Origin of the sequence: Xanthomonas hortorum pv. pelargonii (assembly GCF_024499015.1) — a bacterium.
GTDB lineage: Bacteria > Pseudomonadota > Gammaproteobacteria > Xanthomonadales > Xanthomonadaceae > Xanthomonas > Xanthomonas hortorum_B.
Genome location: NZ_CP098604.1, coordinates 3,883,262 through 3,895,522 on the forward strand (window position 1 = coordinate 3,883,262; position 12,261 = coordinate 3,895,522).

At 65.1% G+C, this 12,261-nt stretch carries 11 protein-coding genes; 7 read left to right on the forward strand and 4 right to left on the reverse strand.

Annotated features, from left to right (window positions below; all coding sequences use genetic code 11):
- Positions 1–40: 40 nt before the first annotated feature.
- Both NDY25_RS16785 and NDY25_RS16790 read right to left on the reverse strand, forming a co-directional pair.
- Entirely contained in the window at positions 41–1,435 is a 1,395-nt protein-coding gene (locus NDY25_RS16785; protein ID WP_074058079.1) for a sigma-54-dependent transcriptional regulator, read from the reverse strand.
- A 145-nt stretch (positions 1,436–1,580) separates the two neighbouring features.
- A complete protein-coding gene (locus NDY25_RS16790; RefSeq protein ID WP_168958956.1) occupies positions 1,581–3,194 on the reverse strand; it encodes a sensor histidine kinase in 1,614 nt (537 codons plus the stop codon).
- A 231-nt stretch (positions 3,195–3,425) separates the two neighbouring features.
- Here NDY25_RS16790 and sucC point away from each other — a divergent pair, with 231 nt between their 5' ends.
- Both sucC and sucD read left to right on the forward strand, forming a co-directional pair.
- The gene (sucC, locus tag NDY25_RS16795; protein ID WP_006450728.1) at positions 3,426–4,595 is read left to right on the forward strand and encodes an ADP-forming succinate--CoA ligase subunit beta; all 1,170 of its coding nucleotides are present in this window, start codon (positions 3,426–3,428) and stop codon (positions 4,593–4,595) included.
- 24 nt (positions 4,596–4,619) lie between these two features.
- Positions 4,620–5,495 carry a succinate--CoA ligase subunit alpha gene (sucD, locus tag NDY25_RS16800; RefSeq protein WP_006450729.1) on the forward strand — a complete coding sequence of 292 codons (876 nt, stop codon included), beginning with the start codon at positions 4,620–4,622 and terminating at the stop codon, positions 5,493–5,495.
- A gap of 182 nt (positions 5,496–5,677) precedes the next feature.
- On the opposite strand, the gene NDY25_RS16805 is transcribed toward sucD, so the two are convergent.
- Positions 5,678–6,484, reverse strand: coding sequence for a LysR family transcriptional regulator (locus tag NDY25_RS16805; RefSeq protein ID WP_256627584.1), 807 nt, complete (start codon positions 6,482–6,484; stop codon positions 5,678–5,680).
- A 216-nt stretch (positions 6,485–6,700) separates the two neighbouring features.
- Here NDY25_RS16805 and NDY25_RS16810 point away from each other — a divergent pair, with 216 nt between their 5' ends.
- The 5 genes from NDY25_RS16810 to NDY25_RS16830 all read left to right on the forward strand — a co-directional run bounded on the left by NDY25_RS16810 (position 6,701) and on the right by NDY25_RS16830 (position 11,121).
- Positions 6,701–6,877, forward strand: coding sequence for a hypothetical protein (locus NDY25_RS16810; RefSeq protein WP_218974074.1), 177 nt, complete (start codon positions 6,701–6,703; stop codon positions 6,875–6,877).
- A gap of 63 nt (positions 6,878–6,940) precedes the next feature.
- Entirely contained in the window at positions 6,941–7,345 is a 405-nt protein-coding gene (locus NDY25_RS16815; RefSeq protein WP_218974075.1) for a hypothetical protein, read from the forward strand.
- A gap of 421 nt (positions 7,346–7,766) precedes the next feature.
- Positions 7,767–8,588: an MBL fold metallo-hydrolase gene (locus tag NDY25_RS16820; RefSeq protein ID WP_233366546.1), complete on the forward strand. Its 822-nt coding sequence runs from the start codon at positions 7,767–7,769 to the stop codon at positions 8,586–8,588.
- 4 nt (positions 8,589–8,592) lie between these two features.
- Complete coding sequence (locus NDY25_RS16825; protein ID WP_168958959.1) at positions 8,593–8,988, forward strand: nuclear transport factor 2 family protein; 396 nt, start codon at positions 8,593–8,595, stop codon at positions 8,986–8,988.
- A gap of 492 nt (positions 8,989–9,480) precedes the next feature.
- Positions 9,481–11,121, forward strand: a complete 1,641-nt coding sequence (locus NDY25_RS16830) for an NAD+ synthase (protein ID WP_168958960.1) — start codon at positions 9,481–9,483, stop codon at positions 11,119–11,121.
- Here the strand turns inward: NDY25_RS16830 and NDY25_RS16835 are convergent.
- The gene (locus tag NDY25_RS16835; RefSeq protein ID WP_168958961.1) at positions 11,115–12,092 is read right to left on the reverse strand and encodes a glycoside hydrolase family protein; all 978 of its coding nucleotides are present in this window, start codon (positions 12,090–12,092) and stop codon (positions 11,115–11,117) included. The two genes, NDY25_RS16830 and NDY25_RS16835, sit on opposite strands and share 7 nt — an antisense overlap.
- Between the last annotated feature and the right edge of the window lie 169 nt (positions 12,093–12,261).

The following is a 12,261-nucleotide window of genomic DNA, read 5'->3' on the forward strand; positions in this document are numbered from 1 at the left end:
TACCCGGATGGGCGAGGGTGAGATTTGGTGTACCCACCCCTCACTCCATCCCCAACTTCTTCAGCTTGTAGCGCAGCGCACGAAACGTGATGCCTAGCTGCGCGGCGGTTCTGGTCTTGTTCCAACGATTCTCCTCCAGCGCTTTCTGGATCGCGGCGCGCTCGAGTTGCTCGATGTAAGAGGGCAGGGCGGCCGAGGCGGGATCGATGTCGACCACGGCTTCGCGCGGTTCGATGGCGGCGCTGCCGGGGCTGGCGGCGAGGCGGTGGCCGCCGTGGGCGGGTAGGCGCAGATCGCTGGCGCTGATCTGGTCGTCTTCGGCCAGGGCCAGGGCGCGTTCGAGGATGTTTTCCAGTTCGCGCACGTTGCCGGGGAAGCCGTATGTGTCCAGCGCGTCGAGCGCGGATTGGGTCAGCAGCGGAATCGGGCGGCCGTGGCTGCGTGCCAGGCGCGCGATGATGGCGGCGGCCAGTTGCGGCAGGTCGCCGCTGCGTTCGCGCAGCGGCGGCACGCGCAGTTCGATCACGTTGATGCGATAGTACAGGTCGTGGCGGAAACGGCCGTCGGAGACCAGGTCACCGAGGTCCTTGTGGGTGGCCGAGAGAATGCGCACGTCCACCAGCGATTCGGTAGAGGCGCCGACCGGGCGCACCGATTTCTCCTGGATGGCGCGCAGTAGTTTGACCTGCATCTGCAGCGGCAATTCGGCCACTTCGTCCAGAAACAGCGTGCCGCCATGCGCGGCCTGGAACAGGCCGGGCTTGTCGGCATGCGCGCCGGTGAAGCTGCCTTTCTTGTGGCCGAAGAATTCGCTCTCCATCAGTTCGGCGGGAATGGCGCCGCAGTTCACAGGCACGAACGGGCCGGCTGCGCGTGCGCCTTGTTCATGGATGGTGCGTGCGACCAGTTCCTTGCCCACGCCCGATTCGCCGACGATGTAAACCGGCGCCTGGCTGCGCGCGACTTTGCCGATGGTGGCGCGCAGGCTTTCCATCGCGCTGGAGTCGCCCAGCAGGCGGCTGGCCTGTTCCGGCGGCGGCGGAGGTGGGGCGGGGCGGTCGCGGTTGTTCAATTCCAGCGCGTGCTTGACCAGGCCGCGCAACACGCTGATGTCCACCGGCTTGCTGACGAAGTCGAACGCGCCGGCCTTCAGCGCTTCCACCGCCAGGTCCATGCTGCCGAACGCGGTGATCATCGCCACCGGGGTCTGCGGATACTGCTTTGAGATTTCGGTGACCAGTTCGATGCCGTTGCCATCGGGCAGGCGCATGTCGGTCAGGCAGAGGTCGTAGGGGTTGTTGGCCAGCAGCTCGCGCGCTTCGGCCAGGTTGGCCGCGGTGCTGATGCGCAGGCCCATCCGGCCCAGGGTGAGAACAAGCAACTCGCGGATATCACGCTCGTCATCGACAACCAAGGCACTTTTGGGTTCGCTCATGGTGCGCACGATAGCCCAGCGCGATGACAGACGACAATTGTCGTCGGGGTTTGGGCCCACGCAGAGCCACCACACACGTTCGTCCATCAATGCGTCGCGCTATCACCTTGGGTCTGCGTTGCAGACAATGCGGCGCAGCAATCACTCACTTCCCAAGCAAGCCATTGGGCCCCTGCAACAGGATCCGGAAACACGCGCCGCCGCCGGGCACAGAGACGTAATCCAGTTGCGCCTGGTTGGCGCGACAAAGCTCCTGGGCGATATACAGGCCCAGCCCGGTGCCGTGTTCGGAGGTGGTGTAGAACGGGCGGAACAGTTGCGCGGCCACCGTCTCCGGAATGCCGGGCCCGCGGTCGATGACATCGATCACCGCCATGCGCTCCAGGCGCTCCACGCGCAGCTTGACCCGCGCCGGTTCGTCCATGACCCGGCCGTACTTGAGTGCGTTGTGGACCAGGGCGGTCAGGATCTGGTGGAGGTGCTTTGGGTCGACCAGCGCATGCACCGAGGCGCCCTGGATGCTGGCCTCCAGAATGTCGGTTTCCATCGACAGGGTCTGCCGGTACTCGACCACGAAGCGGCGCACGAATGCGGCCAGATCCAGGTTGTCCGGGTTGGCGCGCTCGCGCCGAGCCAGTGCGAGCACGCTTTCGACGATGCCGTTGGTGCGTTGGCATTGCTGGTGGATGATCTGCAGCAGGCGGCGGTCGGCATCGCCAATGTCCGGGGATTCTTCCAGCAGTTGCGAGGCGTAGCTGATTGCGGCGAGCGGGTTGCGGATTTCGTGCGCCAGACTGGCAGAAAAGCGCCCCATTGCCGACAAGGTGAGCGATTCGGCGCGGCGCGAGACTACCGTGGCGTCGTCCAGAAAGATCAGTACCAGGTCGCTGTCGGCGAGCAGGCGCACGAAGCGCGGCTGCACTTCCGGGCGGTCGGCGCCCAGTTGCAGTGGGGCCTCCTCCTCGCGCCAGCCGCTGCGCCAGCGTTGCAGGCGGCGCGCCAGTTCCGGGGTGAGTGCGGCCAGCGACAGGTCGGCCGGGGCGTTGCGCTGGTCGCCATCGCCCAGCAACGCCAGTGCCGCTTCGTTGGCCAGGGTGATGTGGTTGTGCGTATCGACCACCAGCACACCGGTGCGCATGCGGCGGATGATCAGTTCATTGATTTCGTAGAGATTGGCCACCTGCGCGCCGCGTTCTTCCGCCAGCACCTGGTTGCGGCGCGCGCGCGAGCCGATCTGTTCGCAGATGAAGGCCACCGCGACGTAGCTGGTGGCGAACATGGCCAGTTCGGCCACCGGGCGGGCGGCGCCGCCGCCTTCGAGCAGGGTCCACAGGTATTCCAGCACGATGGCGCCGCTGGCGAGCACCGCGATGCTCATGCCGTAGCGCAGGCGCAGCAGCAGCGAGGCGGCGGCGACATTGAACAGCAACATCATCGCGATGCCGGCACTTGCGCCGGGCAGGGCATGCGTGGCCAGGGTGGCGGCAAGGATGTCGGCCAGCACCGAACAGAACACGGTGGTGGTCAGCCTGCGCTCGCTGCGGCCCCAGAACAGCAGCGGCACGGCGATGCAGAGGTACCCGATCGCCACACCGGCGGCCAGGCGCTGGTAGCGCGGCTCGGGGATGGCATCGGACAAGGGGCTGAACACCAGTGCGGCGATCAGGCCCGCCACCAGCACCCGGTACAGCGAAAAAAAGTACAGCTCGCGCGGCGGCGCTGACTGGAACCGGTCGATAAGCGATGCGCTGGATGGCAAACCGATTCCCCGCTGGAACGAGCCGCGAGTATAGGCAAGTGCGTGATCTGTGCCGCGCGTGCGCATAGTGCCGGGCTGCATGCAAGCGCGGCGATTGGGCGGGCAATATCGCCGAATTTTGCGCCGCACGGCGCGGTCAGCCACAATAGGCGGCCCGTTCGCGTCTCTTGACGTGCCGCCCTGGCGGTCTGCGTTGCACGCAGCGGTCGTTTCCTTTTCCCACGGTGACGCATGAATTTCCACGAATACCAGTCAAAACAGCTGCTTGCCGAGTACGGCATTCCCGTCCCGGCCGGTAAGGTCGCGGCTACTCCGGACGAAGCGGTCGAAGCCGCCAATTCCCTGGGCAAGGGCCCCTGGATGGTGAAAGCGCAGATCCATGCGGGCGGCCGCGGCAAGGCTGGCGGCGTCAAGTTCTGCAAGACCACCGACGACGTGAAGGCCGCAGCAGCCAAGATGCTCGGCACCAAGATGTCCACCTATCAGACCGCCGGTGTTGAGCTGCCGATCAACCTGGTGCTGGTGACCACCGCCGGTGAGATCGTCAAGGAGCTGTACCTGTCGGTGCTGGTCGACCGCGGCACCAAGACCATCACCTACATCGCTTCTTCGGAAGGCGGCGTGGAAATCGAGCAGGTCGCTGCAGAAACCCCGGAACTGATCCACGCGCTCAACGTCGATTTCGTCGAAGGCGTGCAGGGCTACCACGGCCGCGATTTCGGCTTCAAGCTCGGCCTGACCGCCAAGCAGGCCGGCCAGTTCGCCAGCATCATGGTGAACCTGTACAAGCTGTTCAACGAAAAGGATCTGGCGCTGGTTGAAATCAACCCGCTGGCGATCCTGGACGACGGCAACCTGTATGCGCTGGACGGCAAGTTCGACAGCGACGACAACGCCGCGTTCCGTCAGAAGCAGCTGGTCGCCATGCGCGACAAGACGCAGGAAGACGAGACCGAAGTGACCGCGTCCGAGCTGGACATCAACTACGTCACCATGGACGGCAACATCGGTTGCATGGTCAACGGCGCAGGCCTGGCCATGGCCACCATGGACGTGATCAAGCTCAACGGCGGCGAGCCGGCGAACTTCCTGGACGTGGGCGGCGGTGCCAACAAGCAGCGCGTCATCGAAGCGTTCAAGCTGATCCTGTCCTCGGACAAGGTCGAAGGCATCTTCGTCAACATCTTCGGCGGCATCGTTCGCTGCGACATGATTGCCGAGGGCATCATCGCTGCGGTCAAGGAAGTGGGCGTCAAGGTTCCGGTCGTGGTGCGCCTGGAAGGCACCAACGTGGAAGAAGGCAAGCAGCTGCTGCGCGACAGCGGCATGGCCATCATCCCGGCCGACAACATCAACGACGGTGCCAAGAAAGTCGTTGAAGCTGTCAAGAACGCCGCCTGATTCACGACACCGAAGGAACTATCCATGTCCGTTTTGATTAACAAGAACACCAAGGTGATCGTGCAGGGCTTCACCGGCCAGCAGGGCACCTTCCACGCCACTCAGATGATCGAGTACGGCACCCAGGTCGTCGGCGGCGTGACCCCCGGCAAGGGCGGCACCACGCATATCGACCTGCCGGTGTTCAACACCGTGGCCGATGCTGTGTCGGCCACCGGCGCTGACGCTTCGGTCATCTACGTGCCGCCGCCGTATGCGGCCGATGCGATCCTGGAAGCGGCTGCGGCCGGCATCAAGGTCATCGTGTGCATCACCGAGGGCATCCCGGTGCTGGACATGCTGCGCGTCAAGAACGTGCTGACCCGCGCCCATCCGGACACCGTGCTGATCGGGCCGAACTGCCCCGGCGTGATCACCCCGGGCGAGTGCAAGATCGGCATCATGCCGGGCCACATCCACAAGCCGGGCAAGATCGGCATCGTGTCGCGTTCGGGCACCCTGACCTATGAAGCGGTCAAGCAGACCACCGAAGTGGGCCTGGGCCAGAGCACCTGCATCGGGATCGGCGGCGACCCGATCAACGGCCTGAACTTCGTCGACTGCCTCAAGCTGTTCAACGAAGACCCGCAGACCGAAGGCATCATCATGGTCGGCGAAATCGGTGGCGACGCCGAGGAAGCCGGTGCCGAGTACATCAAGCAGTTCGTGAAGAAGCCGGTGGTCGGCTTCATCGCCGGTGCCTCGGCTCCGGCCGGCAAGCGCATGGGCCACGCCGGTGCGATCGCATCGGGCGGCAAGGGCACCGCCGAAGGCAAGTTCGCCGCGATGGAAGCCGCTGGCGTCAAGACCGTCCGTTCGCCGGGCGATCTGGGTGCGGCGATCGCTGCGCTGGTGAAGTAAGAAACACGCATCGCGCGCAAGCGTGTGAGTGTGAGAGAGGCCACCTTCGGGTGGCCTTTTTTATGGTCGCGATATTGGATTGCCAAATCCGATGGCTAATTGCCGGGTTGTGTCAGCGTCTTCGTGGCCGCCGTCGCCTGTTGTGGCTTATCGGCTAATTCGCCTGGCTCGCAGCATTCGATTTAGAGGGCGTGCTGCTGCGCCGTCTGCTCAAGCAACACATCCACGAACGCACGCACTTTTGCCGGTCGAAAGCGCGTTGCCGGGAACACCGCATGGATACCACCGGACGGCAACTGCCACTGCGGCAGCACATGCAGTAAACGACCTGCGGCCAGATCGTCGGCAACCACATAATCCGGCAGTACCGAGATTCCCGCGCCCTGGCAGACCGCTTCGCGTACGGCGAGGGTGGCGTCGAGAAAGATGCCGGGCTGCACGTCCACACTCTGCGGCGCGTGCGTGGCATGCGCGAAGTGCCAGCGCTGATGATCGCGCAAGGCCGTGTTGGCGATGAACGGCAGTGTGGCGATGTCCTGCGGCGCAGTGAGCCCGGCCAGTTGCGCGGTCATCGTGGAAGGCGCGACCAGCAACTGCCGGAACGCACCGATCTTGCGTGCCTGCAGGCTGCTTTCGGCCAACCAGCCGACGCGGATCGCAAGCTCGATGTTGGCCGTCATCAGGTCCAGGGTCTGGTCGCTGAGGATCGCATCGACCTTGCAGGCCGGATAGCGCCGGGTGAAGGCCGCGATCGCCGGCACCACCACGCGTACGCCGTAGTCCAGCGGTGCGGTGAGCCTGAGCAGGCCGGAAGGTTCGGCGGCGGTGTCGGTCAGTGCGTCGAACGCGTCGTCGGTATCGCGCAGGATCGCCGCGCAGCGCTGATAGAACGACTGCCCGAGTTCGGTGGTGCGCACCTTGCGGGTCGTGCGCACCAACAGCGAGGTGCGGCATTCGCGTTCCAGGCGGGCGACCTGCTGGCTGACCACTGCTTTGGTAATGCCCAGGCGCTCGGCGGCTGCCGTTGAACGAGCCGGTTTCCACCACGGCGACGAAATACGCCAGCCGGCGCAGATTGCCTAGGCCACCGGGGCCGGACTCGGTTCGATTGTGTGTTGTTGGCATACGGTATGTTTATTGCGGATGGATTTAAGAGTCAACGGAAGCGGCCTAGGATGCATCCATCGCCACTGGATGCCGCCGCCATGTCCACCACTGTCCACTACCTCTATGACCCGCTGTGCGGCTGGTGCTACGGCGCGACGGCCGTGGTGTCGGCGTTGCAGGCGCGGGCCGATGTCACCCTGGAATTGCTGCCAGCCGGCCTGTTTCTGGGCGCTGGCGCCAGGGCAATGGACGACACCTTCGCCGGCTACGCCTAGTCCAACGATCAGCGCATTGCGCAGCTGACCGGCCAGGTTTTCAGCGAGCAGTATCGTCAGCGCGTGCTCGGCGACCGCCAGCAGCGCTTCGACAGCGGCCTGGCGACGCTGGCGCTGACGGCGGTGGCGCGCATCGACCCCTCGCGCGAATTGCAGGTGCTGGGGGCGATCCAAAAAGCGCGTTATATGGATGGCGATGATGTGACTGCGCTGGGTACGCTGATTGGCCTGCTGGAATCGCTTGGTCTAGTACAGGCAGCGGTGCAGATCGCTGCGCCGGATGCGCAGCTGCTTGCGCTGACGCAGGCGCGTATCGACAAGGCGCAGTCACTGCTGCAGGAGTTCAGTGCGCGTGGCGTACCGACCTTGGTTGCGCAGTCGTCCGGTGCGCGCTGGTTGTTGGATGTTGGCGCGGGATATGGAAATCCGGATGCGGTGCTGCGGCAGTTGGATGCCGGGCGTTCTTAAGTCGTCCTGGGCAAGTGGTTTTCTTGCCATTGGGTTGGCTGTCTTCCGCCGTACCCTCACCCCAACCCCCGCTCCGCGCCCCGGCCCGCGCCAGTGGCGCGGGCGCACCAAGGCACACGCGCCAGTGGCACGTAAGCCGTGCCCTGGTGCCCCGGCGGGAGAGGGGTCTCGCCCCTTCTCCCGCCGGAGAAGGTGGCGCGTAGCCCCGGATGAGGGTACGGGCGCACGTGCTGCGCCGGCCCAGGCATCGCTTTGTACGCGCGCTGATCAAAGCATTCCAACCCAACTCCAGCCCTAGTTCCACTCCACCTCACTCCATCGCCATTCCAAAAGGCCAAAACCAATGCCAACCCGACGAGACGTCATCAAAACCCTGGCTGTTGCGAGTGTCGCGACGGCCGTCCTTGGAGCGAATACCGCCATGGCTGCACAGACCACACTGACCTATCACCATTTCCCCGCCGGCGAACATGGGTTCTTCCGCGCGCCGGTGCTGATTTCCGGCGCACGCGATGCAGTGCTGATCGATGGCGGCTTTACGCTGCCCGACGGCAAGGCGCTGGCCGAGGCGATCCGCGCCAGCGGCAAGACGCTGACCACCATCTACATCAGCCAGAGCGACCCGGACTATTACTTCAGCCTGGCGCCGATCAAGGCCGCCTTCCCCAAGGCGCGCGTCATCGCCGCCTCGGCCACCATCGCGGCGATCAAGGGCAATGTCGAAAAGAAGCTGGCCACCTGGGGCCCGCAGCTGAAGGAAAATGGCCCACAGACCCTGGCCGACATCGTGATGCCGGAGGTCTTCGACGGCCACGCGATCACGCTGGAAGACCATGCGCTGGAAATCGTCGAGGCCGAGGGCCTGGCCAATCGACGCTACGTGTGGGTGCCGGCGCTCAAGGCGATCGTCGGTGGCGTGCTGGTGTTCTCCGGCACGCATGTGTGGACGGCCGATACGCGCGGTGCCGAAGGGCGTGCAGCCTGGCGCAAGACGCTGGAGAGCATGACAGCGCGCTCGCCGTCAGTGGTCGTGCCCGGGCACATGGTGCCGGGCGCGCCAATCGATGTATCGGCCATCACCTATACGCGCGACTATCTGCTGGCCTTCGAAGAAGAGCTGGCCAGGCACAGCAACAGTGCCGACCTGATCAAGGCCATGACCGCGCGCTATCCCGATGCCGGTATGGCCGTGGCATTGCAGATCGGCGCCAAGGTCGCCACCGGCGAGATGCAGTGGGGTTGATGCAATGACGACGCCGCTGGAGATCATCCGCAACACCTACGAAAACGCGCCAGACGAAAACGCCAGGCACTTACGCGCCGCGTTGGCGGCCGATGCGCACTGGACCGAAGCGGCCGGGTTCCCGTATGCGGGCACCTACGTCGGCGCCGACGCCATCTTCGCCAATGTGTTCGAGCGCCTGGCGAGCGAGTGGGAGGGTTATCAGGCCAAGGTGCACACCTATCTGGCCGATGGCGAGCGCGTTGCTGCGTTTGGCGTGTATTGCGGGCGTTATCGCAGGACCGGCAACACCATGCAGGCCGCGTTTGCGCATCTGTACCACTTTCAGGACAGCAAGATCGTGCGGATGGAGCAGGTAGTGGATAGCGCGATGGTGGTACGGGCACTGCAGGCGGACTGAGCCCGTTGCCGCTGTGTGCCGAACGCGCAGCATCGGTGCGCGTTCGGCTTTTGGGATTAGCCATTGCAAGGGCCGGCACACCGTGGTGAGCCGTTATCGGTTCGGTGTGCGCGGCGCGCAGCATCCGCCATGCCTGCGTCGCGCTGCGCATTCCGTAACGCGGCCCCACATCCACCCGACAGTGCGCACCGTCTGATTGAGTGATTGCTGCTGGATGCAACGCAGGTCGCGCTATGCGGCTTGCTACGCGCACACGCATGGAATGCGGCCGAGGTCATCACCGGCTCGCCGGTCGCCGGGTCGTTCTGGTCGTCGAAGCGCGTCACTATTTGGGTGGGGCTTGCCGAAACGCACTGGCGCAGCGGCAGACCGCGGCAGGTTCGCGCGCTTCTGGAATAATGCAGGCTTGGCGGCAACGCCGATCTGCATCTCGGTCTCTTGCGGGATGCGGCACAGCCACGCCTCTCCAGTTGCATCCGCATAGGCCTTCCCATGTCCCAGACCCTTCGCATCGCCATGGCCCAGTTCGACTTCCCGGTCGGCGCCGTGGCGCGCAATACCGATCGCATCATCGAGTTCATCGCGGCAGCACGCGACGAGTTCGGGGCAGATATCGTGCTGTTTCCCGAGCTGGCGATCAGCGGCTACCCACCGGAAGATCTGTTGCTGCGGCCAGGGTTTCTCGCGCATTGTGAAGAAGCGTTGGCACGCATCGCTGCCAACACGCGCGGGATTGTCGCGGTGGTCGGCTGGCCGCAGAGTGCCGGGAGCGTGGTCTACAACGCAGCCAGCGTGTTGCGCGACGGACGCATCGCGGCGACCTATCGCAAGCGCGAGTTGCCCAACTACGCGGTGTTCGACGAGCGCCGCTATTTCGACGTGGATCCGGATGGCGACAACTGCGTGGTCACGGTCAAGGGCGTGCAAGTGGGCGTGGTGATCTGCGAGGACCTGTGGTTTGCCGAGCCGCTCGCAAAGACCGTGCAGGCCGGCGCCGAGCTGGTGCTGGTGCCCAATGCCTCGCCGTACGAGCGCGGCAAGCATGCGCAGCGCGATGCCTTGCTGGCCGAGCGCACCCGCGAGAGCGGGGCGGCGATCGCCTATCTCAACGTGGTTGGCGGGCAGGACGCGCTGGTGTTCGACGGCGCATCGGTCGTCGCCGATGCCGACGGCACCGTGCATCCGGCCGCTGCGGCCTTCGTCGACCAGTGGCTGGTGGTGGATTACGCCGCCGACGAGCGCAGCTTCACCCCGGTGGTGTGGGTGGACGATGGCGACGAGAGCATGGACGCGCTGGCCTGGCGCGCGGTGGTGCGTGGGTTGCAGGACTATTGCCGCAAGAACGGCTTCAGCAAGGTGTGGTTGGGATTGTCCGGCGGCATCGATTCGGCGCTGGTGCTGGCGATGGCGGTCGATGCGCTGGGGGGCGACAATGTCACTGCGGTGCGGCTGCCGTCGCGCTACACCGCCAATCTCTCCAACGATCTGGCTGAGGAGCAATGCCGCGCGCTGGGCGTCAAGCTGGAAACCATCGCGATCGAGCCGGCATTCGAAGGCCTGCTCGCCGCACTCGGCCCACTGTTCGAAGGCACCCAACCGGATATCACCGAAGAAAACCTGCAGTCGCGCAGCCGTGGCGTGATCCTGATGGCGCTGTCCAATAAGTTCGGCGGGCTGCTGCTGACCACCGGCAACAAGAGTGAATACGCGGTGGGTTACGCCACCATCTACGGTGACATGTGCGGCGGCTACGCCCCGCTCAAGGACCTGTACAAGACCGAAGTATTCGGCCTGGCCAAGTGGCGCAATACCGTGGGCGGCGCGCCGGTGATTCCGCCGGCAGTGATTTCGCGCCCGCCTTCGGCCGAGTTGCGCGACAACCAGACCGACCAGGATTCGCTGCCGCCGTACGATGTGCTGGACGGCATCCTGTACCGCTACGTCGACCAGGAGCAGTCGCGCGATGACATCGTCGCGGCCGGCTATGCCGCCGACACGGTCGAGCACGTGCTGCGGCTGGTGCGGCTCAACGAGTGGAAGCGCCATCAGTCCGCGCCCGGCCCGAAGGTGTCGCGGCGCGCCTTCGGTCGCGAGCGGCGTTACCCGATCACCAATGGCTACTCCGGTCAGTAGCCGGGGGCGCCGGCTGCCACTGCGGTGGCCGGCGGTTGCGCGAAGCGGGTGAGCAGGTCCAGGGTCGGCTTGGGCCGCGTCAGGTCGTACATCAGGCCGAAGTGGCCTTCGGCGCCCTGGATCGTGGTCTGGTCCAGCAATTCGTAGACGTTCACTTCGGACACCACATCGGCATAGTTGGTTCGCACGTTGCTTAGCAACTGCGCCAGGCTGTCGTAGCAACCGCGGTCGCCTTGCGCCCCGCCGGTGGTATTGCCGGTGTAGATCTCCGCACAGTTCAGCTCGTTGAAGAACACCGGCGTGTTGTAGGTCTGCGCGGCAGTGCGCAGCTGGCCCAGGTACAACTCGGTCCAGTAACCGGCATCGCGGTGGAAGGCGTAGTAGTGGAAGCTGATGTGGTCGAAGTCGAAGCCGGCCGCCTTGGCCTTGGCAAGAAACCACAGCGAGCCATTGCGATCGCCCGGGCAACGCGCGTTGGCGCTGCGGTCGTCGCTGTTGCAGGCGGTAATGTTGATGGTGAAGCGCAGGCCGGCACCCAGTTCGTTGGAGGCCTGGCGCATGCCCAGATACATCGTGGTCATTGCGGCGATGCGGGCATCGGCCTCGGCGCGGACAAGGTCCTGTTCGTTGCCGATCTCCCAGACCTTGATGTCGGCCGCATAGCGACGCGCCAGTTGATAGCCGATCTCGCGCGACATCGGGTAGACCATCGGGCGCAGCGTGATGCCGTACTGACGCGCCAGCGGGACCAGGGCATCCAGCGTTGCGTAATCGCGCGGGTCCACATCGAACCGGTAGCTGCGCAGGTTGCGCGCGGCCAGCAGCTTGAAGCGTGCCTCGGCCTGGGCCATGGGGTAGCCGGGGCGATTGTCGTGGGCGTTGACGCCGTAGACGATGGGCGCCGCAGTGGCAGTCGCGGTCAGTGTCGCCAGCAACAGCGCGAGCATCGACAAGACGATGGAGCGAGACATGCGGCCTCCTTGGCTGGCGTCGGTGGGGGAGTCGGATCTTCTTCGAGGCCGAGTATAGGCAGCACGTGCTGGCGGTTCGGTGATCTGGCGCCAGGTCTGGTGACGTGCTCGCAAGTGCCGCAGGCGGGCGCGCTCAGCGGTGCGAGAAAGCGTGGGGATACCGGCGCGC

Excerpts from the sequence above, each read along its gene's own strand:
- NDY25_RS16785 (WP_074058079.1), bottom strand. The coding sequence starts at position 1,435 with ATGAGCGAACCCAAAAGTGCCTTGGTTGTCGATGACGAGCGTGATATC.
- sucC (WP_006450728.1), top strand. The coding sequence starts at position 3,426 with ATGAATTTCCACGAATACCAGTCAAAACAGCTGCTTGCCGAGTACGGC.
- sucD (WP_006450729.1), top strand. The coding sequence starts at position 4,620 with ATGTCCGTTTTGATTAACAAGAACACCAAGGTGATCGTGCAGGGCTTC.
- NDY25_RS16810 (WP_218974074.1), top strand. The coding sequence starts at position 6,701 with ATGTCCACCACTGTCCACTACCTCTATGACCCGCTGTGCGGCTGGTGC.
- NDY25_RS16820 (WP_233366546.1), top strand. The coding sequence starts at position 7,767 with ATGGCTGCACAGACCACACTGACCTATCACCATTTCCCCGCCGGCGAA.
- NDY25_RS16825 (WP_168958959.1), top strand. The coding sequence starts at position 8,593 with ATGACGACGCCGCTGGAGATCATCCGCAACACCTACGAAAACGCGCCA.
- NDY25_RS16830 (WP_168958960.1), top strand. The coding sequence starts at position 9,481 with ATGTCCCAGACCCTTCGCATCGCCATGGCCCAGTTCGACTTCCCGGTC.
- NDY25_RS16835 (WP_168958961.1), bottom strand. The coding sequence starts at position 12,092 with ATGTCTCGCTCCATCGTCTTGTCGATGCTCGCGCTGTTGCTGGCGACA.